This is a genomic window from Streptomyces sp. MS19 (genome assembly GCF_047200595.1).
GTDB lineage: Bacteria > Actinomycetota > Actinomycetes > Streptomycetales > Streptomycetaceae > Streptomyces.
The window spans coordinates 1-21,534 of the sequence record NZ_JBJZOH010000031.1; the positions used below are offsets into that span (position 1 = coordinate 1).

At 72.7% G+C, this 21,534-nt stretch carries 28 protein-coding genes and 2 pseudogenes; 14 read left to right on the top strand and 16 right to left on the bottom strand.

Features of this window, described 5'->3' with window-relative positions; translation table 11 throughout:
• Positions 1 to 203 (top strand): annotated as a pseudogene (locus ACL02R_RS23250) (SAM-dependent methyltransferase); the annotation flags it as partial.
• 60 nt (positions 204 to 263) lie between these two features.
• The gene (locus ACL02R_RS23255) at positions 264 to 776 is read left to right on the top strand and encodes an AAA family ATPase (protein ID WP_412798918.1); all 513 of its coding nucleotides are present in this window, start codon (positions 264 to 266) and stop codon (positions 774 to 776) included.
• On the opposite strand, the gene ACL02R_RS23260 is transcribed toward ACL02R_RS23255, so the two are convergent.
• The gene (locus ACL02R_RS23260) at positions 725 to 1,246 is read right to left on the bottom strand and encodes a winged helix-turn-helix transcriptional regulator (protein WP_412798919.1); all 522 of its coding nucleotides are present in this window, start codon (positions 1,244 to 1,246) and stop codon (positions 725 to 727) included. The two genes, ACL02R_RS23255 and ACL02R_RS23260, sit on opposite strands and share 52 nt — an antisense overlap.
• A 77-nt stretch (positions 1,247 to 1,323) precedes the next feature.
• Between ACL02R_RS23260 and ACL02R_RS23265 the strand changes: the two genes are divergently transcribed.
• Complete coding sequence (locus tag ACL02R_RS23265) at positions 1,324 to 1,683, top strand: nuclear transport factor 2 family protein (RefSeq protein ID WP_412798920.1); 360 nt, start codon at positions 1,324 to 1,326, stop codon at positions 1,681 to 1,683.
• Positions 1,684 to 1,721: 38 nt separating this feature from the next.
• Positions 1,722 to 2,564, top strand: a complete 843-nt coding sequence (locus ACL02R_RS23270; RefSeq protein ID WP_412798921.1) for an SDR family NAD(P)-dependent oxidoreductase — start codon at positions 1,722 to 1,724, stop codon at positions 2,562 to 2,564.
• Positions 2,565 to 2,703: 139 nt separating this feature from the next.
• Here the strand turns inward: ACL02R_RS23270 and ACL02R_RS23275 are convergent.
• From ACL02R_RS23275 to ACL02R_RS23285, 3 genes and pseudogenes are all read right to left on the bottom strand, one after another.
• Positions 2,704 to 3,734: pseudogene (locus ACL02R_RS23275) on the bottom strand (MFS transporter); the annotation flags it as partial.
• Between the two features lie 69 nt (positions 3,735 to 3,803).
• Positions 3,804 to 4,397: a WHG domain-containing protein gene (locus ACL02R_RS23280; protein WP_412798922.1), complete on the bottom strand. Its 594-nt coding sequence runs from the start codon at positions 4,395 to 4,397 to the stop codon at positions 3,804 to 3,806.
• Positions 4,390 to 5,226 (bottom strand): alpha/beta fold hydrolase, encoded by an 837-nt coding sequence (locus ACL02R_RS23285; RefSeq protein ID WP_412798923.1) that lies wholly within the window; start codon positions 5,224 to 5,226, stop codon positions 4,390 to 4,392. Before ACL02R_RS23285 ends, ACL02R_RS23280 begins: the two co-directional genes overlap by 8 nt.
• Before the next feature lie 289 nt (positions 5,227 to 5,515).
• On the opposite strand from ACL02R_RS23285, the gene ACL02R_RS23290 reads away from it, so the two are divergent.
• On the top strand, positions 5,516 to 5,968 hold the full coding sequence (locus ACL02R_RS23290) for a hypothetical protein (protein WP_412798924.1): 453 nt from the start codon (positions 5,516 to 5,518) through the stop codon (positions 5,966 to 5,968).
• A 39-nt stretch (positions 5,969 to 6,007) separates the two neighbouring features.
• Here ACL02R_RS23290 and ACL02R_RS23295 read toward each other — a convergent pair whose 3' ends face one another.
• Complete coding sequence (locus ACL02R_RS23295) at positions 6,008 to 6,892, bottom strand: LysR family transcriptional regulator (protein ID WP_412798973.1); 885 nt, start codon at positions 6,890 to 6,892, stop codon at positions 6,008 to 6,010.
• A gap of 142 nt (positions 6,893 to 7,034) precedes the next feature.
• Between ACL02R_RS23295 and ACL02R_RS23300 the strand changes: the two genes are divergently transcribed.
• Both ACL02R_RS23300 and ACL02R_RS23305 read left to right on the top strand, forming a co-directional pair.
• Entirely contained in the window at positions 7,035 to 7,730 is a 696-nt protein-coding gene (locus tag ACL02R_RS23300; protein ID WP_412798925.1) for a flavodoxin family protein, read from the top strand.
• 52 nt (positions 7,731 to 7,782) lie between these two features.
• A complete protein-coding gene (locus ACL02R_RS23305) occupies positions 7,783 to 8,346 on the top strand; it encodes a hypothetical protein (RefSeq protein WP_412798926.1) in 564 nt (187 codons plus the stop codon).
• 13 nt (positions 8,347 to 8,359) lie between these two features.
• On the opposite strand, the gene ACL02R_RS23310 is transcribed toward ACL02R_RS23305, so the two are convergent.
• Both ACL02R_RS23310 and ACL02R_RS23315 read right to left on the bottom strand, forming a co-directional pair.
• Positions 8,360 to 8,584 (bottom strand): DUF397 domain-containing protein, encoded by a 225-nt coding sequence (locus ACL02R_RS23310; protein WP_412798927.1) that lies wholly within the window; start codon positions 8,582 to 8,584, stop codon positions 8,360 to 8,362.
• The gene (locus ACL02R_RS23315; RefSeq protein WP_412798928.1) at positions 8,581 to 9,396 is read right to left on the bottom strand and encodes a helix-turn-helix domain-containing protein; all 816 of its coding nucleotides are present in this window, start codon (positions 9,394 to 9,396) and stop codon (positions 8,581 to 8,583) included. Before ACL02R_RS23315 ends, ACL02R_RS23310 begins: the two co-directional genes overlap by 4 nt.
• 156 nt (positions 9,397 to 9,552) lie before the next feature.
• On the opposite strand from ACL02R_RS23315, the gene ACL02R_RS23320 reads away from it, so the two are divergent.
• Both ACL02R_RS23320 and ACL02R_RS23325 read left to right on the top strand, forming a co-directional pair.
• Positions 9,553 to 9,801: a hypothetical protein gene (locus ACL02R_RS23320; protein WP_412798929.1), complete on the top strand. Its 249-nt coding sequence runs from the start codon at positions 9,553 to 9,555 to the stop codon at positions 9,799 to 9,801.
• Complete coding sequence (locus tag ACL02R_RS23325; protein WP_412798930.1) at positions 9,798 to 9,992, top strand: hypothetical protein; 195 nt, start codon at positions 9,798 to 9,800, stop codon at positions 9,990 to 9,992. Before ACL02R_RS23320 ends, ACL02R_RS23325 begins: the two co-directional genes overlap by 4 nt.
• Positions 9,993 to 9,999: 7 nt before the next feature.
• Here the strand turns inward: ACL02R_RS23325 and ACL02R_RS23330 are convergent, their stop codons facing one another.
• The 6 genes from ACL02R_RS23330 to pstS all read right to left on the bottom strand — a co-directional run bounded on the left by ACL02R_RS23330 (position 10,000) and on the right by pstS (position 15,435).
• Positions 10,000 to 10,494 carry a hypothetical protein gene (locus tag ACL02R_RS23330; protein WP_412798931.1) on the bottom strand — a complete coding sequence of 165 codons (495 nt, stop codon included), beginning with the start codon at positions 10,492 to 10,494 and terminating at the stop codon, positions 10,000 to 10,002.
• A gap of 11 nt (positions 10,495 to 10,505) precedes the next feature.
• Positions 10,506 to 11,378 carry an aldo/keto reductase gene (locus ACL02R_RS23335; RefSeq protein WP_412798932.1) on the bottom strand — a complete coding sequence of 291 codons (873 nt, stop codon included), beginning with the start codon at positions 11,376 to 11,378 and terminating at the stop codon, positions 10,506 to 10,508.
• A 96-nt stretch (positions 11,379 to 11,474) separates the two neighbouring features.
• Positions 11,475 to 12,254: a phosphate ABC transporter ATP-binding protein PstB gene (gene pstB, locus ACL02R_RS23340; RefSeq protein ID WP_412798933.1), complete on the bottom strand. Its 780-nt coding sequence runs from the start codon at positions 12,252 to 12,254 to the stop codon at positions 11,475 to 11,477.
• A gap of 42 nt (positions 12,255 to 12,296) precedes the next feature.
• Complete coding sequence (gene pstA, locus ACL02R_RS23345) at positions 12,297 to 13,379, bottom strand: phosphate ABC transporter permease PstA (RefSeq protein WP_412798934.1); 1,083 nt, start codon at positions 13,377 to 13,379, stop codon at positions 12,297 to 12,299.
• Entirely contained in the window at positions 13,376 to 14,335 is a 960-nt protein-coding gene (gene pstC / locus ACL02R_RS23350) for a phosphate ABC transporter permease subunit PstC (protein WP_412798935.1), read from the bottom strand. Before pstC ends, pstA begins: the two co-directional genes overlap by 4 nt.
• Complete coding sequence (gene pstS / locus ACL02R_RS23355) at positions 14,332 to 15,435, bottom strand: phosphate ABC transporter substrate-binding protein PstS (RefSeq protein WP_412798936.1); 1,104 nt, start codon at positions 15,433 to 15,435, stop codon at positions 14,332 to 14,334. The genes pstC and pstS overlap by 4 nt, the downstream gene beginning before the upstream one ends.
• A 196-nt stretch (positions 15,436 to 15,631) precedes the next feature.
• Here pstS and ACL02R_RS23360 point away from each other — a divergent pair, with 196 nt between their 5' ends.
• Complete coding sequence (locus tag ACL02R_RS23360) at positions 15,632 to 15,979, top strand: metal-sensitive transcriptional regulator (protein WP_412798937.1); 348 nt, start codon at positions 15,632 to 15,634, stop codon at positions 15,977 to 15,979.
• A 39-nt stretch (positions 15,980 to 16,018) separates the two neighbouring features.
• On the opposite strand, the gene ACL02R_RS23365 is transcribed toward ACL02R_RS23360, so the two are convergent.
• Positions 16,019 to 16,843, bottom strand: a complete 825-nt coding sequence (locus tag ACL02R_RS23365; RefSeq protein WP_412798938.1) for a hypothetical protein — start codon at positions 16,841 to 16,843, stop codon at positions 16,019 to 16,021.
• Positions 16,844 to 16,923: 80 nt separating this feature from the next.
• Here ACL02R_RS23365 and ACL02R_RS23370 point away from each other — a divergent pair, with 80 nt between their 5' ends.
• Positions 16,924 to 17,109 (top strand): hypothetical protein, encoded by a 186-nt coding sequence (locus tag ACL02R_RS23370; protein WP_362965696.1) that lies wholly within the window; start codon positions 16,924 to 16,926, stop codon positions 17,107 to 17,109.
• A gap of 115 nt (positions 17,110 to 17,224) precedes the next feature.
• Positions 17,225 to 17,821: an ADP-ribosyltransferase gene (locus ACL02R_RS23375; RefSeq protein ID WP_412798939.1), complete on the top strand. Its 597-nt coding sequence runs from the start codon at positions 17,225 to 17,227 to the stop codon at positions 17,819 to 17,821.
• 40 nt (positions 17,822 to 17,861) lie between these two features.
• On the opposite strand, the gene ACL02R_RS23380 is transcribed toward ACL02R_RS23375, so the two are convergent.
• Together ACL02R_RS23380 and ACL02R_RS23385 are read right to left on the bottom strand one after the other, a co-directional pair.
• Complete coding sequence (locus tag ACL02R_RS23380; RefSeq protein ID WP_412798940.1) at positions 17,862 to 18,506, bottom strand: phosphatase PAP2 family protein; 645 nt, start codon at positions 18,504 to 18,506, stop codon at positions 17,862 to 17,864.
• Between the two features lie 172 nt (positions 18,507 to 18,678).
• The gene (locus ACL02R_RS23385) at positions 18,679 to 19,665 is read right to left on the bottom strand and encodes an NlpC/P60 family protein (RefSeq protein ID WP_412798941.1); all 987 of its coding nucleotides are present in this window, start codon (positions 19,663 to 19,665) and stop codon (positions 18,679 to 18,681) included.
• A gap of 376 nt (positions 19,666 to 20,041) precedes the next feature.
• Between ACL02R_RS23385 and ACL02R_RS23390 the strand changes: the two genes are divergently transcribed.
• The gene (locus ACL02R_RS23390; protein ID WP_412798974.1) at positions 20,042 to 20,344 is read left to right on the top strand and encodes a hypothetical protein; all 303 of its coding nucleotides are present in this window, start codon (positions 20,042 to 20,044) and stop codon (positions 20,342 to 20,344) included.
• A 3-nt stretch (positions 20,345 to 20,347) separates the two neighbouring features.
• Positions 20,348 to 21,520, top strand: a complete 1,173-nt coding sequence (locus ACL02R_RS23395; RefSeq protein WP_412798942.1) for a PQQ-dependent sugar dehydrogenase — start codon at positions 20,348 to 20,350, stop codon at positions 21,518 to 21,520.
• Positions 21,521 to 21,534 lie beyond the last annotated feature (14 nt).

Below are 21,534 nucleotides of genomic sequence, written 5' to 3' on the forward strand. Positions count from 1 at the left end.
CGGCGAGCCTCACGCCGGACGGCGCGACCTGGCGCGTCGGGGAGAGCGGGCCCGTTCACCTGTGGAGCCGTGTGGAAGACGTACTCGACGCCTACGACGCCGCCGGTGCCCCAGGGGCGGCGGACTTCACACTCACCATCGACGGGGACGGGCAGCGCCTCCACCACCCCGGCATGCCCCGGCTTGCCCTGCCAGCCGTCTGACGCGTCGCTCTGGCGGATGGGCCGCTCGTCTCCCATGGCGGGTGGGGATAGCGTGCGCGGGTGTGGAGAGTTCTCGTCACCGGCATGTCCGGGACCGGCAAGTCGAGTGCGTTGTGGCGGCTCGGGCGGCTCGGGCATCGTGTGGTGGACACCGACACCGACGAGTGGAGCCGCTGGGTCACCCAGCCCGACGGGTCGGCCGACTGGGTGTGGCGTGAGGACGCGATGGCGGAGCTGCTGACCGGTCACTCCAGCGGGAAGCTGTTCGTCTCGGGCTGCAAGACGAACCAGGGCGCGTTCTACCGGTGGTTCGAGCACGTCGTCCTGCTGAGCGCGCCTGCCGAAGTCCTCCTGGCCCGGATCGCGGAACGGACCACCAACCCGTACGGCAAGACCGACGAGGAACGCGCCCTCGTCCTGTCCCATCTCGCCCACGTCGAACCCCTGCTGCGCGCGGGGGCCACGGCCGAGATCGACGCGTCCGCGCCCCTGGACGAGGTGGTGCGGCGGCTCGACGCGCTTCAGGCCCGTCCGGTGCCTCCGGAGGCGCGGCGGCGGTCGAGTTCGGTGTAGCGGGCGCGCATTGCCGCGCTCGCGGCCGGGCCCGCCGTGAACACGTAGGCGTCGCTGTCGTCCAGGGGCTTCCCCGTGCGCGCGTCGACCACGATCGGGTCCGTCTCCTCGCCGGTCGCCGCGTCCACGAGGATCATCGACCGGTCCTCCGGGGCCAGGTGCCGGTTGCCCCAGGCGGCCAGGGTGACGATCACCGGGCGCAGGGAACGGCCGCGTTCGGTGAGGACGTACTCGTGGCGGACCGGGTTCTCCTGGTATGGGCGCCGTTCCAGCAGGCCGTCCGCGACGAGGGTCTTCAGGCGCGCGGTGAGCATGCTGGTGGAGATGCCCAGGCTCTGCTGGAACTGGTCGAAGCGCGTGTAGCCGTCGAACGCGTCGTGGAGGATCAGCAGCGTCCACCACTCGCCGACGTGCTGCACGGTCGTGGACAGCGGGCACTCGCGGTCCTCCAGCCTGACCCTGCTCGCCATGGCACCCTCCCCAGTCACTGCTAAAGTGAAAGTCACTGACTTCTATTCTAGCAGTCACCTACTCGTGTGAGGCAGCCATGACCCACCAGCCCGAACCGGTCGACATCGCGGGCCTGCCCAAGGCCGTCCGGCTCCACCTGCTGGCCCACGACGCGCGGGACGCCGCCGCCGCCCTCGCCGCGTTCGCGCCGGAGGCCGCCGTCACCGACGACGGCAGGACCCACCGGGGCCACGCCGCCATCGGGGAGTGGTTCGAGGAGGCCACCTCCCGGTTCACGTACACCGCCACCCCGGTCGGGGCCACGCACGACGGGCCCGGCGCGTACACCGTCGTCCAGCACCTCGAAGGCGACTTCCCCGGCGGCACCGTCGATCTGCGCCACCGGTTCACCCTCGACGGGGACGGGCTGATCAGCGCGCTCGTCATCGCCCCCTGAACAGCACGGCCCGAGAGCAACGAGAGCAACGAGGAAGCATGAAGACCTGGTTCATCACCGGCGGCACCCCGGGCGGCTTCGGCCCGGCCTACGCCGACGCCGCGCTCGGACGCGGCGACAACGTCGTCCTCACCGCCCGCCGCCCCCAGTTGCTCGCCGACTGGGCGCGCCCCCACGGCGGCAGGGCGCTCGTCCTGCCGCTGGACGTCACCGACGCCCGGCAGGTCCGGGAGGCCGTCCGCGCCGCCGAGGAGCGGTTCGGCGGCATCGACGTCCTCGTCAACAACGCGGGGCGCGGCTGGTACGGCTCCGTCGAGGGCACGCCCGAGGCCGACGTGCGGCGGTCGTTCGAGCTGAACTTCTTCGCCGTCGCCGATGTCCTGCGCGCCGTCCTCCCGGGCATGCGGGCCCGGGGCGGCGGGTGGGTCGTCAGCATGTCCTCGGTCGCCGGGCTGCGGGGCGTGCCCGGCTTCGGCTACTACAGCGCCGCCAAGGCCGCTGTCGAAAGCCTGACCGAGGTGCTGCGGCGGGAGGTGGCGCCGTTCGGCATCCGCGTGCTGGCCGTCGAGCCCGGCGCCTTCCGCACCCGCGCGTACTCCGGCTTCGCCGACGAGCCGGTGGCGGAGACGGTGGACGCGTACGTGCCGCTGGTGGAGGACGTGCGCGCCGCCATGGTCGGGCAGGACGGGCGGCAGCCGGGCGATCCCCGGCGAGGGGTCCGGGCGGTCCTGGACGCGATGGAGCAGGACGCGCCGCCGCACCGGCTCGTCCTCGGCTCCGGCGGCTATGACGCCGTGCACGGTCAACTGGACGGCATGCTCAGCGAGTTGCGCGCCCACGAGGCCGCCTCGCGCGGCGCGGACTTCCCTCCCGGCCCGTAGCACGCGGGAGCAGCGACGGCGTGGCCGGCAGCAGGAGTCCGGCGGCGGCCGGCAGGCCCCGACCCGCCGTCAGCGCCGCGATGGTGAGCCCCGCGCTCACCGACCACACGGCGAGCGTACGGGCGACCAGGCCGCCGTCCGTGTGCTGGAGCCGGTACGTGGCCGGCACCGGGTTGAACAGCGCGCAGCACGTCACCAGCCCGAGTTGCAGGGCGACGAACAGCACCATCCCCGGCACCCCCGCCGGGATGAACGCCAGCCCCAGCGGCCAGCACACCCGCAGCCACCCGGAGGCGCGCAGCACCGCGTGGCGGCCGTACCGCGCCACGAGGCGGGGCGCCATGCGCGAGCCGGCGAGGCCGCCGGCGCACGGCAGCGCGAGCACCAGCCCGTACCGCCAGGGTTCGAGCCCGAGGTCGCGCAACAGGAGGACGGCGAGGAGCGGTTCCGTCGCCATGATGAGGCCGTTGACGGCGAGGGCGTTGAGGAACAGCGGGCGCAGCACGGGGTGGCCGAGGTTGTGGTGCCAGCCCGTCGGCAGGTCGCCCGCCCGGGGCCGCGCCGCTCGCGGCCCCGGGCGGGGGCCGGTTCCGTGCCGCCGATGGCGCGGATGCCGAGGGCGGACAGCAGGTGGCTCACCGCGTTCACCGGCCCTGACAGCGCGACCGCCGCGCCGCCCACCGGCGGGCCGGTCATGGTGGCCGTCCAAGTCGTCGCCTCGAACCGGCTGTTGGCGGCGAGCAGGTCACCGGGCGGCAGGAGGTGCCGCAGGTACGCGCCGCTCGCCGCGCGGAAGGCGATGTCGGCCGCCGCGACGACGACCGCGACGGCGAGCAGGTGCGCGTAGCCGAGGCGCCCCAGCGCGTACGCGGCCGGCACGGTCAGCAGCGCCGCGCACCGCACCAGGTCCGTCGCCACCATCACCGGCCGCTTGCGGCGGAACTCCACCCACGGCCCGAGCGGCACCGCCAGCACCGCCCCCACGGCCCGCCCCGCCGCCGCGAGCAGCGCCACCCGCGCCGGTCCGGCGTCCAGCACCTCCACCGCGACCAGGGTGAACGCCCCGAAGCCGAGCGCCGTGCCGTACGCGCTCACCGCGTACGCCGCCCACAGCCACCCGAACCGGCGCCCCAGCGCCCGCCTGCCCGCCGTACCTCTCACGCCCGGCATCCAAGCCGCAGCCGGGGGAAGAAATCAAACAACTGTTCCCGCGCGGGCGACAACCGCCCGTTGTCGCGCCTACCGCGCCCCGGCGTCCCCGTCCCCGTCCCTGCCCCAGTCCGCCAGCGCCGCCGCCAGGGCGCGGACGAGGCGGTCGAAGCTGCGGTCGATATCGACGGGCAGCGCGAAGGCGCCGCCGGTCTCCAGCGCGACGAACCCGTGCAGCGCCGCCCGGAAGGACCGGATGGCGTCCACGGCGTCGTCGCCGCCGAAGCCGTAGCCGCCCATCACCGTCGCCAGCACCTGGACGGCACGGGCGCTCGCCGCCTCGTCGTCGGCGTCGCCGGGGACGGGGGCCCGCTGGGCGGCCTGGTAGCGGCCGGGGTGCTCCAGCGCCCAGGCGCGGTACGCGTGCGCCACCGCCACCAGGGCGTCGGCGCGGGCGCGGCCGATGGCGGCGCGGCCCAGGACGTCGGCCAGCTCGTTCTTCGCCAGCACGGCGATGCGCTGCCGGAGCGACGCGAGGCCGTCGACGTGCTTGTACAGCGACGGCTGGCGCACCCCCAGGCGGGCGGCGAGGGCCGCGAGGGTGAGCCGGTCGGTCCCCGTCTCGTCGGCCATCGCGGCGGCCTCGGCGACGACCCGTTCCGTGTTCAGTCCTGCTCTAGGCACGGGCGGCGTTCTCCTTCAGGAACGGGAGCACCAGCGAGACGACCTGCTCCGGGAACTGGTCGTGCGGGTAGTGCCCGGCGCCCTCGACCAGCTCCACGCGGCCCAGGCCGGGCGGCAGGGCGGCCACGATGCCCGCGCCCTCGGCGTGCGGGTCGGCCCAGTCGGGGTCGAGCGTGCCCATCACGACCAGGACTGGCGCGCGGACGCCGCCGAGCTGCGCGCCCGCGTCGGCCGGGGCGGCGCGGAGCATGCCCGTGAACGCCTTCCGCCGGCCCGGCTCGCGCAGCATCGCGTCGATGCGGTCGAGCCGCCCGGCCCAGTCGGCCGGGCGCACGCCGGGGTACGCGACGTCGAGGTACGCGCGCCACTGCCGCGTGCTGCCGGACACCGTCGCGCCGAGGAGGCGCAGCATGCCCTGCCGGACGCGCTTGATCCGCAGGTCGCCGGGGCGGATCGACTGCTTGCGGGTGAAGGGGGCCAGCTCGACCAGTCCGCTGACCAGTCCGGGTTCCCGCGCGGCGGCGATCGTGGCGGCGCCGCCCGCGATCGAGTGGCCGACGAGCACGGCCGGGCCGCCGAGGTGCCGGACCAGCGCGAGCAGGTCGCCCGCGATGGCGGTCCTGCTCCAGTCGGACCAGTCGGCGCTGGACTCGCCGCAGCCGCGCAGGTCCACGGCGGCGACGCGGTACCCGGCGGCCACCAGGGGCGGGACCACCGAGCGGTACGCGGCGCGGCTGTCGCCCAGGCCGTGCGCGAGCACGACCAGCGGGCCGGTCCCCGCCACCTCGTACGCGATCGTGCCGCCGTCGACGGCGAGGTACTCGGTCATGGCCCCTCCAGGACTCGCTATTGCTTATAGCCGGAAAGCTATGCCCGATAGCCAACGCTGTCAAGCCCGCTGCCCGGGACGGTCTTGCCGGGCAGGCCGCCACGGTCGGCCTACGCGCATCGACACACCGGTGCGCAAGAGGGCACATCGCGTCGTGCTCCGCCGGGATCAGGCCGCACCGATGACGCGCCGACACGGTCCCGCCGTCCAGGGGCAGGCACGTTCACGGCGCTGTGTGCCGCCACATCGCCGCACAGCGCGATGGCGGACAAGACGAAGGAGAGACCGCATGAGTGTCATCGTCAGGCGCCTGGGTGATGCCCTGCCGCCCGGCTTCACCGACTTCGCCGATTTCTTCGCCGACTGGGAGAACGCCTTCTGGGCCTATCCGAAGGACGATGTCAGGAACGACTACAACTCCATCGTCTTCGGCGGGACTTCCGCCGACGAGCAGCTGCGGATCATGAACCAGCCGGAGTTCCGGCTGCTGCACAGCCTCCTTCCGGCGGGCACGACACCGGTGACAGCGTTCTGCCAGATCTACTCGCTGAAGTACCGGCGGCAGATGCTGACGCTGGAGATCTCCGGCCTCTACACGATCAAGTTCACGCTGTGGCCGCACGTCAGCGCCAGCCCACTCGGCCCGCAGTCCGCCGACTTCGAGTACACGCTGTACGACAGCGCCAGGGGGACCGTGCCCGTCACCGTCGCGCTACCGCGCCTCGTCCCCGCGACGGACTGACCCGCACCCGCCGGGTCCTGCCGACGGCCGCACCCCCGGTCAGCGCTCCGCCGAGGCGGCGTCCAGCAGCAGGTCGTGCAGCGCCTCGGCCGCGCCGGACGGTTCGGCGGGGGTCAGGATCACCTGGTCCGCGGTGGTCGAGGGGCCGGTGAGGGGGATGACGCGCAGCCCCGGCGGCCGGTGGTCGAGCGCGGACGCGACGGTGATGCCGATGCCCGTCCCGGCCGCGACGTGGGCGGCGATGGCCTGCACGCTGTCGGCCGTCCTGATGATCCGCAGGTCCGCCCCGCCGATGCGGAACGCGGCCAGCAGGCGGTCGCACAGGCCGCTGTTGATCTGGTGGGGCCAGGTGAGCAGGGCGGTCGTGGACAGCTCCGCCGCGCTCAACTCGGCGCGGTCGGCGAGGGGATGGGCCTCGGGGACGAGCGCCGTGAACCGCTCGGTGGACAGCACCCGCGTCCGTACGCCCGTCACGCCGTCCGTCGCCCAGCCGACGCCGAGCCCGATCGCCCCGGCCCGCAGGGCGGTGAGCTGGGCGGTGGTCGGCATCGGCTCGGGGACGATCGTCACGCCGGGGAAGCGGTCGCGCAGCCGGGGCAGACAGCGCAGCAGCAGCCGGTGGCCGGTGTACTCGGCGTGCCCGACGACGAGGGTCGTGCCCGTCCCGTCACCCGCCGCCAGGGCGCGGCCGCGCTGCTGGAAGCGGCGCAGCTGGGCGAGGGCGGCGTGCGCGTCGGGCAGCAGCGCCTCGCCGAGGCCGGTCAGCGCGACGCGGCGGCTGGTGCGGTGGAACAGCCGCCCGCCCAGCGTGCTCTCCAGCCGCCGCACGGCGTCGCTGACCGTGGGCTGCCCCCGGTGCAGGCGCGCGGCGGCGCGGCCGAAGTGCAGCTCCTCGGCGACGGCGACGAACGCCTCCAGTTCCATCCTGTCCACCCCGCCAGGCTAACGCGATCGATCGGCGGCACCGATCGCTGCACGTCGAAGTCTCTCGTTGATGCCCGGCCGCGCACGCGCTGTGATGGAAGGGCAGGCAGGAGCAGGCTCGACCGGAAGCAGTGAGAAGCACATGACAGTCAACGACGCCACCGTCACCGTGACCGTGGTCTACCACTCGGTCCACGGCCACACCCAGGCCCTCGCCGAGCACCTCGCCGCCGGGGCGCGGACCGTCCCCGGCGCGGAGGTGCACCTCGTGGAAATCCGAGCCGAGGACGTCAACGCGGGCCGCTGGTACGACGCGGAGGCGATGGCGCTGGTCGGGCGCTCCGACGCGCTGGTCCTCGGCAGCCCGACGCTGATGGGCAGCGTTTCGGCGGTGTTCAAGGCGTTCATGGAGGCCGCGTTCACGGCGTTCACGACGCAGGCGTGGAAGGACAAGCTGGCCGGCGGGTTCACCATGTCGGCCTCGCAGAGCGGCGACAAGCTGACCGTCCTCCAGCAGCTGTCCGTCTTCGGCGCGCAGCTCGGCATGCAGTGGATCGGCGTCGGCGACATGCCCGGCAACAACTGGACCGGCGGCTCGCGCGACGACCTCAACCGGCTCGGCTCGTGGCTCGGCCTGATGAGCCAGAGCCACGCCGACCTGGACGCCGACGCCGCCGGATCGCTCGGCGACATGATCACGGCGGAACGGTACGGCGAGCGCATCGCGCGCCTGGCCCAGCGCTGGGTCAACGGCACGCCGTACGAGACGCCCCGCATGACCGAACACGAGGCCCGCGCCCTCTCCGCCTCCCTCCGCGAGACGGCAGGCGCCGCCTGATCACGCGGGCGGGCGCCCGTACGCCATGGCCGGCGCGCCCACGGTGCCGGCCATGGCCCGGCGCAGTCCCGGCGGCGCCAGGGCCTCGACGTCCACGCCGGGGCGCAGCAGCTCACCGCACGCGTGCCCGGTGCGCCCCCGGCGGCCGTCGCGGCGGCCTCGACGGCCCGCACGACCTGCGGCGGGACGTTGTGGGGCGGGCAGCGGAGCGGCCCGCGACGGCGGCAGCGACGCCCACCTGCCGGGGCAACTCGCCCATCCGCACACCGTCGTGCACGCCGAGGACCTGACGACGGCGGCCGTCCTGTCGGGCCTGCGCGCCGGACGCAGCTGGATCGCCGCCTCGGCCGCCGTCGAACTGGACGTCTCCGCCGAGGCATCGGGCCGCGTCGCGGGCATCGGAGAACGGCTGGCGGCGGACGGCGCGGCGCTGGTACGCGTCACCGTGGCGGGCGTACCCGGCGGGACCGTCACCCTGCACACCGAGCAGGGCCCGGCACACCGCACCACGGCGGAGACCGTCGAATGGCACACGGACGCGGCCTTCGTACGCGCCGAAGTCCGCCACCCCGACGGCAAGATGGCCGCCCTGACCAACCCCGTCGTACTGCGCTGAGTCGGACGCGCTCTCAGCCCAACTCGGCGTTGCCGAGCGCCTTCAGGAACGCCCCCCACGCGGCACGGCGGACGGCCACGACCGGGCCGTGCGGGACCTTCGAGTCACGCAGCGGCATGACACCCACGTCACGAAGGTGCACGGGCGAGCACTCGACACACTGGCCGCCATCCCCAGCGCTGTACGACGACTTGACCCACTCGGCGACGGCCGGGCCTGCACTCGTTCGCGCGTTCACCGGTATTGCTCCTTCAGCAGAGTGTTCATGAAAGTCCCCGACTTGGCGGGTGGCCACGCGTGCGCCCGCAGTCGATCGTACGTTTTCTGAGCCTTCGTGACGACGCCCGTGTCATCGAAGATCCGCCCGCCGCGCGGCCCGTCCGAGTACAGCACCGGAGGTGAATCCTCGAACTGGAGCAGGGTGAAGGGCCGCGTCACATCATCCGGGGCACCGGCGGAGAAAGGCAGTACCTGGAGAGTCACGTGGGCATGGGCTGAGAGATCCAGCAGGTGCTGAAGCTGGTCTGCCATCAGGGAGTTGCCGCCCACCACGGTCCGCAGAGTGGCCTCGTGCATCATTGCCCAGAGTTCGGGCGGATCTTCCCGCGTCAGAGCCTCGTGTCGGCGCATGCGCGCCGCCACCTTGCCCTCGATCATGTCCTGCTGCGCACGGGGGTTGGCCGCGCGGAACACGGTCCGCGCGTACTCCTCCGTCTGGAGCAGGCCCATGACGAGTGTGGTCGAGTAGTCCAGTATCGCCGCCGCCTTCTCTTCGAGCTGGACGTACGGCACGAACCAACTCGGGTGGTCGCTCTCGGCGATGCGGCGGCGCAACCTCTCCAAGAGCGGATGCGTGTCGAAGACGAGGTCGCACTTCTGCGCGAACTTCTCGCTCGGGAAGACCGTGCCCCCCTCCACCTTGCTGACGTAGGTCTGCGAGTAGCCGGCGCCCTGCGCGAGGTGCTGCTGCGTGAGTCGGCGCCGTCTGCGTACCTCCTTGAGGTCGTCACCGAAGCCATTCATTTCGCCGAGCGCGATGTCCTCTTCCATGTCCCTGACCTCCTCTGTCCGCCCTCCACGGCGACGGGCTGGATCGAGCGAATATGAATCCGACGATTCCTGCGCGACCTGGCCGCTTGGTTCCGTGTTGCTCTGGTCACAGTCCGAGTGCGGCCATCGCGCCGGTTTCGTCTGAGGGAGTAGCCCGTGAGCGACCATATGGGTGCACAGCGTCTCGTCGGTTCTGAACATCATGATCCGGATCGTCTGTGTGATGAGCTGCGTGAGGCGTTGGCCAACGTGGGGGTGAAGCTGCCGTCGCTGGCGGTCGATCCGGTCACGTCGCAGCCGTACTACCGTGCCCCGCTTATCGAGTTGGGGCGTTGCAACGTGGACACGGCCGCCCGGCTGCTGGCCGTGCTGCGGGGCGTTCCCGAACGGGCGGACGAGCGGTGAACGAGAGTACGGCTGTGGACGGGGGCGGCCAGGAGGGGGACAAGCGGGCGTCCGTGCGGGATCTCGGTGCCGAAGTGGAGGCGATGGGGCGGGCGATTGAGGACCACCTCGCGCTGTTGCGCGGCGAACGCTGCTCCTGGCCCGGCTGCCCGCCCGTCGGCGCCGTCCGCTGCCGACGCGGCCTGCCGTAGGCCCGGTCTACGTCAGGGGGGTGGTCGGGGCGTGCAACAGGGGGCGGTCGCCCAGTGGTTCGGTGAGTCCGATCACGCGGGAGACGGGCAAGGGCTGGACGGCGGCGCACATCTCGGCCGGGTCGGGGCGCAGTTCGGCGCTGAGGGGGGCGATCTCCACGCTGTCGGGGCCCTCTTCGACCAGGACGCCGAGCGGTCTGTAGCGGCAGGCGGTGCCCTCCTCGTAGCGGATGACGACCTCCCGCCCGCCGTCCCGCAGGGCCGCGAACTCCCAGGGCAGGACGGCCGCGCCGGGGCGGGCCGCCCGTGTGACCCGTGGTGCGGCGGAGATGTCCTGCGGGGGGCCGTCCGGTGGTGCGGCGGGCGCCAGAGCGTCGGCGGACGGCGGGCCGAGGGGTGGCGGGACGGTGAGCGCCGCCCGTTCGTCAGCGTCGTCGCCGGCGCAGGCGGCCACGGCGGCGAGGAGTGCCGCCGTGGCTGCCGTGCGCCGAGTCCGTGTCACACGAGCAGTGTTCAGGAAGCGGTCGCGTCGGACAATGCCGTGAACTCCTCGTCGGAGAGTTTCACTCCGGCCGCCGCCGTGTTCTCGTCCAGGTGCTGCACCGAGGACGTGCCCGGGATCGGGAGGATGACCGGGGAGCGGTGCAGCAGCCAGGCCAGGGCGAGTTGGGACGGGCGCAGGCCGCGTTCGTCGGCGATGCGGGTGAGCGGGCTGTCCGTACCGGCGAGGCCGCCGGTGGCCAGCGGGTGCCAGGGGATGAACGCGATGCCGTTCGCCTCCGCGTACTCCAGCACGTCCTCGTCCGCGCGCTCGCCGAGGTTGTAGCGGTTCTGCACGGACACGATCGGCGCGATCTCCCGCGCCGCCTCGATCTCCGCGACGCTCACCTGGCTCAGGCCGATGTGCCGGATCTTGCCCTCGCTCCGCAGCGCGGCCAGTTCGCCGATCTGGTCGGCGAGCGGCACGTCCGGGTCGATGCGGTGCAGTTGGAGGAGGTCGATGCGCTCGACGCCGAGGTTGCGCAGGTTCAGCTCGGTCTGCTGCCGCAGATAGGCCGGGCGGCCGACCGGCGCCCACCGGCCGGGGCCCTGCCGCGTGAAGCCGACCTTGGTGGCGATCACCAGCTCGTCGTCGTACGGGTGCAGCGCCTCGCGCAGCAGCTCGTCCGCGATGTACGGGCCGTACGCGTCGGCGGTGTCGATCAGCGTGATGCCCAGCTCGCGCGTGCGGCGCAGGACGCGCAGGGCCTCGTCGCGGTCCCTCGGCTCGCCCCACACCCCCGGGCCAGGCAGCTGCATGATGCCGAAGCCGAGGCGGGTGACGGGCAGGTCGCCGCCGAGGGAGAACGTGCCGGATGCCGCCGCGAGGCGCTGGTCGTCGGTCATGGGTGCTCGTGCCCTTCGTCGGTCGTTCGTCGTACCACGACCGCAACCTAACGAGCGCCCGCGCTGTTCCCCGGCATCACCGCGCCCGAAGGGCCCTCAGCCGAAGCGGCCCGAGATGTAGTCCTCGGTGGCCTGCACCGACGGGTTGCGGAAGATCTTCTGCGTCGCGTCCACCTCGATCAGCTTGCCCGGCTGCCCGATCGCCGCCAGGTTGAAGAACGCGGTGCGGTCCGAGACACGCGCCGCCTGCTGCATGTTGTGCGTGACGATGACGATCGTGTACCGCGTCTTCAGCTTGTCGATCAGGTCCTCGATGGCCAGCGTCGAGATGGGGTCGAGCGCGGAGCACGGCTCGTCCATCAGCAGCACGTCCGGCTCGACGGCCGTGGCGCGCGCGATGCACAGTCGCTGCTGCTGGCCGCCGGACAGGCCGGCGCCGGGGCGGCCGAGGCGGTCCTTGACCTCGTTCCACAGGTTCGCGGCGCGGAGGTTCTGCTCCACGATGCCGTCCAGCTCGGACTTCTTGTACCGCGTGCCGTTGAGCTTGAGGCCGGCCGCGACGTTGTCGTAGATCGACATGGTGGGGAACGGGTTGGGCCGCTGGAAGACCATGCCGACCGTGCGGCGCACCGAGACGGGGTCCACGCCAGGGCCGTACAGGTCCTCGTTGTCCAGCAGCACCTTGCCCTCGACGCGGCCGCCCGGCGTCACCTCGTGCATGCGGTTCAGGGTGCGCAGGAACGTGGACTTGCCGCAGCCGGACGGGCCGATGAAGGCCGTGACCGCGCCCGGCTCCACGTGCATGGTGATGTCCTCGATCGCCTTGTGCGTCCCGTAGTAGGCGGTGAGGCCGTTCACGTCGATGCGTTTGGCCATGATCGGTGTCGTTTCTTTCTCTCTGTGAGGGGCGGCCGGGCGTCAGCGACCGGGCTTCGGTGCCTTCCAGCGGGCGACGGCGCGCGCCGCCAGGTTCAGGACCATCACGAACGCGATGAGGACGAGCGCCGCCGCCCACGCCCGGTCGTACGCGGCCTCGGTGCCGAACGACCACTGCTCGTACACGTACAGCGGCAGCGACGACTGGGCGCCCTCGAAGACGTTGCCGTTGATCATGTTGGTGCCGAAGACCAGCAGGATGATCGGCGCCGTCTCGCCCGCGATGCGCGCCAGCGCCAGCATCACGCCGGTCGCGATGCCGCCGATGGCGGTCGGCAGGACGACGCCGAGGATCGTGCGCCACTTCGGCACGCCCAGGGCGAGCGACGCCTCCCGCAGCTCCGCCGGGACCAGCTTCAGCATCTCCTCGGTGGAGCGGACCACGATCGGCATCATCAGGATGGCCAGCGCCATGGCGCCCGCGAAGCCCGAGTAGCCGAAGTCCAGCATCATGATCCACAGGCTGAGGATGAACAGGCCCGCGACGATCGACGGGATGCCCGTCATCACGTCCACGAAGAACGTGATCGCCTTCGCCAGCCGCCCGCGCCCGTACTCCACCAGGTAGACGGCCGTCAGCAGGCCGACCGGGATGGCGATCACCGAGGCGATCGCGACCTGTTCGAGCGTGCCGAGGATGGCGTGGTAGATGCCGCCGCCCGCCTGCCAGCTGAGGACGCCGTTCATCGAGTGGGTGAGGAAGTACCAGTCCACGTGCGGCACGCCGCGCCTGATCGTCTCGTACAGCAGCGACGCCAGCGGCAGCAGCGCCACGAGGAAGCACGCCCACACGAGCAGCAGCGCCAGCCGGTCCACCGCCCGCCGCCTGCCCTCGACGCGCCAGGCCAGGCCGAACGTCGCGGCGACGAAGACGACCGCCGCGATCAGGCCCCACTGAAGGTGACTGTGCAGGCGGCCGACGACGCCCACGACCACGGCGAACGCGACCGCGCCGACCAGCAGCGCGCCCGTCGCCCAGCGCGGCAGGCGCGGCGGGCGCAGCGACGCGGGGGCCACGAGCGGGGCGTCCGCCGTGGCGTCGGTGACGGGTCGTGATCCGGTCATGCGGCGGTCCCCGAGTACTCCTTGCGGCGCGCGATGATCAGCCGCGCCGCGCCGTTGACGAGCAGGGTGAGGAGGAAGAGCACCAGGCCGGAGGCGATCAGCGCGTCACGGCCCATGGAACCGGCCTCCTTGAACTGGCTGGCGATGTTCTGCGCGAACGTGGCGCCGCCCGACTCCAGCAGGCTCGCGTTGATCAGGAAGCTCGGCGACAGCACCGTCGCCACCGCCATCGTCTCGCCGAGCGCGCGCCCGAGGCCCAGCATCGACGCGCTGATGACGCCCGACCGGGAGAACGGCAGGACCGTCATCCGGATCACCTCCCAGCGCGTCGCGCCCAGCGCGAGCGCCGCCTCCTGGTGCCCCTTCGGCGTCTGGCGGAACACCTCGCGCGTCACGCTCGTGATGATCGGCAGGATCATGACCGCCAGCAGGATGCCGACCGTCATCAGGGAACGGGCGGGCGTCCCGTCGTACGCGAAGATCCCCGTCCAGCCGAAGAACCGGTCCAGCCACTCGTACAGGCCCGTCATGTGCGGCACCAGGTACAGCGCGCCCCACAGGCCGTAGATGATGCTCGGCACCGCCGCCAGCAGGTCCACGAGGTAGCTGAACGTCGCGGCGACGCGGCGGGGCGCGTAGTGCGAGATGAACAGGGCGATGCCGATCGCCACCGGCACCGCCAGCACCATCGCGATGACGGAGCTGACGACCGTGCCGAAGAGGAGGACGGCGATACCGAAGACGGGCGGGTCGCCGTTGGCGTCCCACTGGAAGGTGGTGAGGAAGTTGCCCTCGTTCCGGGAGATCGCGACGACCGCCCGGATGGCCAGGAAGACGGCGATGGCCGCCATGATCGCGAGCAGGGCGATGCCCGAGCCGCGGGACAGGCCGCTGAAGACGCGGTCGCCGAGGCGCTCGGCGTTCCGCTGCGCGTCCCGCTCGGTACCGGGCGTCATGACAGCTCCTCGACGCGCGCGCGTACCCGCTCGACGATGCCGTCGGACAGCGGCGCGTAATCGATCTCGGCGAGGTCGCGCTGCCCCTGCTCACCGGCCGTGTACTCCAGGAACGCCCTGGTCAGCGGCAGGGTGCCGGGGGCGTTGCCCCGGTCGCAGACGATCTCGTAGGTGACGAGGACGATGGGGTAGACGTCGGGCTCGCGCGTCGCGTGGTCCAGGGTCAGGACGAGGTCACCGTCCGCGCCGGTGACGTCCGCCTCGGCGAGGGCGTTCGACGCCGTGTCCACGTCGGCGGGGACGGGCTCGTCGGCGCCGGTGGCGACGCGGACGGTGTCCACCTCGTTCTGGTGGGCGTAGGACAGCTCGAAGTAGGAGATCGCGCCCTCGTTCTGCTGGACCTGGCCGACGAGGCCGGACGAGCCGTCGGCCGACTGGCCGCCGCGGCCGCGCCACGCCTTGTCCGGCTCGTGCGGCCAGGCGTCGGGGGCGGCCTCGTGCAGGTAGGCGGTGAAGTTGTCGGTGGTGCCCGAGCCGTCGGAGCGGTGGAACGGGGTGACGGGCAGGTCCGGGAGGTCCGTGTCCGGGTTGAGCCGGGCGATGGCCGGGTCGTCCCAGCGGCCGATCTCCGAGTCGAAGATCAGCGCGAGGGTCTCCGCGTCCAGGACCAGGTCGTCCACGCCCGGCAGGTTGTAGCCGATGGCGATCGGGCCGGCCAGCATCGGCAGGTGGATCGCGCGGCCGCCGTCGCGGCACACGGAGCGTGACTCCTCGACCTCGCGCGGGGACAGCTCGGAGTCCGAGCCGGCGAACGCGGTGGTGCCCTGGAGGAACTCCTGCACGCCCGCGCCGGAGCCGGTCGCCTTGTAGTTGATCCGGCCGCCTGCACAGTTCGCCTGGTAGCTGTTCACCCAGATCTCCATGGCGTTCGCCTGGGCGCTGGAGCCGGAGGCGAGGAGCGTGCCGTCGCCCGGCGCGCAGTCGACGTCCTTCGGGGAGAACCGCACGGCACCGGGGAGGCCGGAGTTGTCGTCCGAACCGCAGGCAGTGAGGCCCAGGCCGGTGAAGGCCAGGACCGCCGCGCCGAGGCGTAGCTTCACTGTCGTGTCGTTCCTTCCCGTTGCCACTTACGTTCGAAAGTAGGCAGCCAAGGTGAAGTCATCGATGGGCGTAAGTGAAGAGGAGATGAACCCCAGCGGGCAGGGAGGTTGCCCGGAAGGTGCACCTTACTGCCTGCCCCGGCGCGTATTCGTTACGCTATACCCATCAGGGGTATAAGAGTCCGGGAGTACCGATATGACCAGTTCGAGCGCATTCACGGCGGACCCGGGCGCGGCACACGAGGCCGCGCGCCCGGACGGACCGCACGGGTACAGCAAGGACAAGGACGCGCACCTCAAGCGCCTGCGCCGCATCGAGGGGCAGGTCCGCGGCCTCCAGCGGATGGTCGAGGAGGACGTGTACTGCATCGACATACTCACCCAGGTCTCCGCTTCCACCAAGGCCCTCCAGTCCTTCGCCCTCCAGCTCCTGGAGGAACACCTGCGGCACTGCGTGGCGCACGCGGCCCAGGAGGGCGGGCCCGGGATCGACGCGAAGGTCGAGGAGGCGACGGCCGCCATCGCACGGCTGCTGCGGTCCTGACGCGGCGCGGCCGACCCGGGCACCCGGTGTGCTGAACCGTTACGCCACCGCGCCCTCGAACACGTCGTCCGACGCGGGCAGCGCCACCTCCACGGGTGCCCCGAAATCGCGCAGGATCACCGTGGAGGCCACCTCGACCGTCGCTTCCGCCTCCCCGCCGCCGCTGCCGCCGCCGCCCGCGAAGCTGAACTGGTGCCTGATCTTCCGCAGCAGCCCGCGGGCGTCGAAGTACACGTCGAACGGCACCCGGGTGCGCGTGAAACCCCCCACCGCCGTCGCCAGCTGCTCCCGCACGCCGCCCGTCGCCAGCTCGGCGGCGGCGGCGATGTCGGTGACGCCCCGGTAGTGCCGCAGCCGCTCGCCGTCCTCCTCGGACCAGCCGAGGTCCGTCGCGTACGCCACGCCCCGCAGCAGCTCGGCGGCCGTGATCGGGTCGGTCGCGCCGCCGGTCACCAGATTGCCGTCACGGACCGCGTCCGTCTCGATGCGCACCCACTTGTCCTCGGGCACGCCCGCGCCGCGGTTCTTCATGTACAGCAGGCCAGGCACGAACACCTCGGTGACGGGCCCGCCCTCCGGCAGCGTCAGGCGCAGCTCGCCCGTGCGCTCCCCGTAGTCGAACGCGCCCTCGCCCTCGATGGTGATCCGCGTCCCGCCGGACGCCATCCGCAGCGCGGTGAACGCGTGGGACGTCCCGGAGGCGGCGAGCACGTCGGGGGCCTGCCGGACGACCTCGCGGGCGTCCGCCGCGCCACCGCCGCCCTCCGCCGCGGCCCCGGTGCCGGAACACCCGGAGGCCGCCAGCGTCACCCCGGCCGCGAAGAGGGCGACCTTCCCGTTCCTGAGCGTGCGCCGCGCAGCCATGACCTGCCGACACCCCCATAACCGTCGTATCGGACTCGTCACGCCTAACGAGACCCTGGGACGGCCGTTACGGTGGAGACGTGGAGGACGAGGGTGAAGAGAGCACGCCGTCGGCACACGAGCGCGGGCACCGCGTGGTGCTCACCGAACGTGGCCCGTTCCTGGCGCCTGAGTGCAGCTGCGGCTGGTACGGGCCGGCGCGCCGCTCCCGCCCGCTCGCGCGGAACGAGGCGGCGGCCCACGTGCAGGCGGCGGGCGTGCCCTGAGCGACCGGACCCGGCGGGAACTCCCGCTGTGGGCCGTCCAGTTCACGCACGCGCCACGCCGCTGATCGGGTGACAATGCCGTGCCGCCCGCCCCCGCCTCGCCAGGGTGGGCGCCATGGCAATCACACGAGTCCTCCGCCGGGTCGCGGCCGTCGCGCTGCCCCTCGGCCTGCTCTTCACCCCGATCTCCCTCACCGCCGCCCCGACCGCGGGCGCGGCCGTGGCCTGCCCCACGGTCGACGACCCGCTGTACGCCGCGGCCACCCCCGGCGTGGACGTGGACCGCATCTCCCCCGACCCGGCCTGGCGCACCGACTGCCGCCAGCTCTACCGGGCCGACCGCAGGGACCCGGCCGTCGTCTTCGCGGCGGGCTTCGAGCCCAGGGACGTGGTGGACGGGCAGTACGACCTGGAGCAGTACGTGCTGGTCAACCAGCCGTCGCCGTTCGTCTCCACCACCTACGACCACGACCTGTACAAGGAGTGGAGCTCCGGCAGCTTCAACTACTACATCGACGCCCCGGGCGGCATCGACGTCAACGCGACCATCGGCGACCAGCACCGCTGGGCCGACCAGGAAGAGGTCGCGTTCCCGGGCGGCATCGCCAGCGCGTTCATCGCCGGCGCCTGCCCGGTCGACCCGGAGACGCGCACCGAGATCATGGCCGACTGCGTGGACAACCCGCACTACGAGCCCTGGCGCCGCCGCTGACGCGACGGGGCCAGGCCGACGGCGGCCGGGCCCCGTACCGCTACGCGGCCAGGCGCGGGTCGTCGCCCGTGCCGGGGCGGGGCGTGAGCCAGGCGAACGCGCGAGTGCGCCCCGCCCCACGCACCAGGGGCGTCAGGACCGCCATCGCGGCGGGCGCGAGCAGCAGGGCGACGGCGGTACCGAGCGCGAAGCCGCCGATGACGTCGCTGGGGTAGTGCACGCCGACGAAGACACGCGCGAAGCCCTGGCAGGCCGCCAGGGCGAGGGCGGCGACGCCGATGCCGCGGTGCACGAGGAACAGCGCGGCGGCGATGGCCATCGCCGCCGACGCGTGGTCGCTGACGAAGGACCAGCCGTCCTTCCCGTCGACCAGCACGGTGAGTTCACCGGGATGGTCGACGAACGGGCGCGGCCTGGCGACGAAGTCGGCGATCGGCATGTTCACCAGCCGGGCGATCCCGGCGGCGAGCCCGGCCCAGAGCAGCCCGGCGACGGCGGCCGCCGCGTCGGCGCGGCGGCGTACGGCGAACCAGGCGCAGCAGACGAGGGCGACCAGGGCGAGGGGGATGCCGTACTCGCCGAGGAACGCGACGGCGTCCGCGACGGGTCCGGGAAGGCGGTCGGCGAGACCGTTGATGCCGTAGAGGATGTCCAACTCGACGTCGGGGTTATCGAGTGCAGCCATTGCCGATGCGGCCCCTTCATGCTGTGGGGGAACCCTGCCGGGGGGAGGCAGGGCGGAGGAGCCCCTGTACCACTACAGGTAACGCCAAGAACGTCCCCGTCCGTGCCGGTGTCCACCGAAGGAGCACGACAGCGTTATCGAACAGCAACGGGGGCGACGCGCGGCGCGTGGGTCACGCCGCCGTCGGGCGGGTCGCCCCAAAGTAATCGGGAGAATCAATCGGGTCAAAACGGATCTCGGCGCCGGTGTAGGGGGCGTTGATCATGTACCCGCCGCCGACGTAGATGCCGACATGGTGGATGCTCCGCGAATCCTGGAGATCATAAGCGAAGAACACCAGGTCGCCGGGCAGGAGTTGGTCGCGCGACGGGTGCGGGCCCGCCGTCCACTGGTCGTTGGCCACGCGCGGCAGCTCGATGCCCACCGACTCGTACGCGGCCTTCGTGAGGCCGGAGCAGTCGAACCGGCCGCCCTGCTCGGGCGTGCCGTTGCCACCCCACAGGTAGGGGGTGCCGAGCTTGTCCTGCGCGAAGTGCACCGCGCCCGCCGCCTGTTCGAGGGGCGGGACGCCGGTCTCCTCGTCGGGTGCCGCGAAGCTCGCGGCGGAGGTGGTGATGACGTCCACGTAGTGCCGGGTCTCGGCGTACGGGGGCACGCCGTTGTAGCGGATGACGGCGTAGGGGCCCGCGTTGTAGGCGGCCAGCATGTTGGCCACCGGGTCGCCTGGCACGTCCTTCACCTGCTCCGCGAGCGCGCAGTCGTAGCGCGCGGCGGAGGCGATGGCGTCGGCGGGGTCCCAGACGTTCGCCCGCCCGTCGCCGTTGGCGTCGGTGCCGTAGGCGGCCCAGGTGGCGGGGATGAACTGGGCGAGGCCCTGCGCGTTGGCCGAACTGGTCACGTCGGCCTGGAAACCGCTCTCCTGGTTGAGCTGCGCGGCCAGCAGGGCGGGCGAGAGGGCCGGGCAGGACGCGCCGTACCGCTGGACGAGGGGCGCGTACGCGGCCGGCACCGCGTTGGGCGCCAACCGCCCGCCGCCCGTACCGCCGTTGCCGCCGCTGAGCAGCCCGGCGGCGGCGCCGTACACACCGACGACGAGCAGCGCCATGAAGCACGCCAGCAGCGCGAAGCCGCCGCCCACCGCCAACAGGACCTTCCGCATACGTCAACTGTCGCCCATGGCAGGGGTGATGCGCCACTACGGTGCGGTGAATCCGTTGCACCCGCCCCCGCCCTCCTGAGCGGCCCCGGTCCCGGTGCCCGTCCCGGCGCCGCGGCCCACCAGGCCGGGGACGACGACGGCCGCCACCGCGACAAGTGCCGTCAGCATGGCGCGCAGGGGCCGCCGGGGCAGTACGGGTGCCGGTGTGGAACAGGCCTGCTACGCACGGCGGTCGGGGCGCGGGCGTACGGCCGGGTCGTGACGGTAGGTCACAGGCGTCGGCCAAGCCGTCCCGCCACAACGCCGCTTCCGTCGGCCGGGCGTGGCACAATCCGATGGAGTAGCGGCAACAGGTGCCTGTAGGGCGGTGAGTTCGGTGGATGAGAACGAGGAGAACATCGACAGCATCATCGGTGGGATCGCGCCCGACTGGGGACCGTTCGGTGCCGTGGGGGAACAGGCGCGGACCATGATCCAGGTGATCATGGCGCTCGCCATCCTGATCTGTCTCGGCATCGCCATCTGGGGCGCGGCGCAGCAGCGCATCGGGTCCACCGCGACGCGGGACAGCTTCAGCGCCGAGCAGGGCAAGGGCCTGATCGTGGCCGGGCTGACCGGGGTGTTCATCATCGGCTCCCTCGGCACGCTGTTCACCATCATCTACGGGATGTCGATCTAGGGCATGCGCACGCCGGTACGAGTGGCGGCCGCGGCCGTGGTCGTCGCGCTGGCCGCCGGCTGCTCGGTGGGCCCGGCGTCCGACCGCGCCGCGCGCGAAGGCGTCGTCCCCGCCGGGAACGGGGGGAACGGCGCGACGGACGACGGTGGTTCGCCGGAAGGCGGCGACGCCGGAGGCACCGGCGGCGGGACGATACCCGACCCGCCCCCGCAGACCGAAACGCCGGAGCCACCCCCGGAGCCCGCCCCCGCGCAGGGCACCGCCGACATCACCGGCACCCTCGAAACGGGCACGTCCGCCGCGTGCTGCCTCGCCGCGCTGCCGGACGGCGGCACGCTGATCGGCACCGCCGGTGGGGGGCTCGTCCGGCACGTGTCGGCGGACGGCACGGTGACGGACGTCGGGACGGTCCGGAACGCGACCGCCATCCTCGGCCTCGCCGTCCCGCCCGACTTCGACATCACCGACAGCGGCGGGCTGTACGTCTACTTCGCCACCGCGTCGTCGGCCCGCGTCGGCCGCTTCTCCTACTCCGCCTCACGCGAGGTCGGCAACCGGCTGGTGACCGAGCCCGACATCCTGGTCCGCGGCATCCCCCTCGGCGCAGGCCGGGACGGGGGCGCGCTCGGGTTCGGGCCCGACGGGATGCTGTACGTCGGCACGGGCGACGCCGGTGTCGCCGCGCAGGCCGCCGACCCCGAGTCGTACGCGGGCAAGATCCTCCGCATGCGGCCCGACGGCCGCGTCCCCGCCGACAACCCGCAGGAAGGTTCCCTCGTCTACGCGTCCGGCCACGGCGACGTCACCGGCTTCGCCTTCGACGCGCTCGACCGCCTGTGGGCCGTGGACGCGGGCGGCGCCGACGGCGTCGAGCTGAACTCGATCGCCCCCGGCGGCGACTACGCGGCCATGCCCCCCGTCCACACCTGGCCCGAGCCCTTCACGCCCGGCACGCTCGCCTTTTCCGCCGGTTCCCTCTGGCTGCCCGCCGCGGGCGACCCGGGTCTGTGGCGCGTCCCCCTGAACGGCACCGAGCTGACCGCCGACCCGCGGCTGCTCCTCGCCGACGAGGGCCTCACCGCCCCCGCCGCCGCCCAGCCGGGCCCGGACGGCGACGGCGGCCTGTGGGTCCTCGACGGCGGCACGGGCGACCTGCTCCGTACCGACGTGTCCTGATTCACACGGCTACC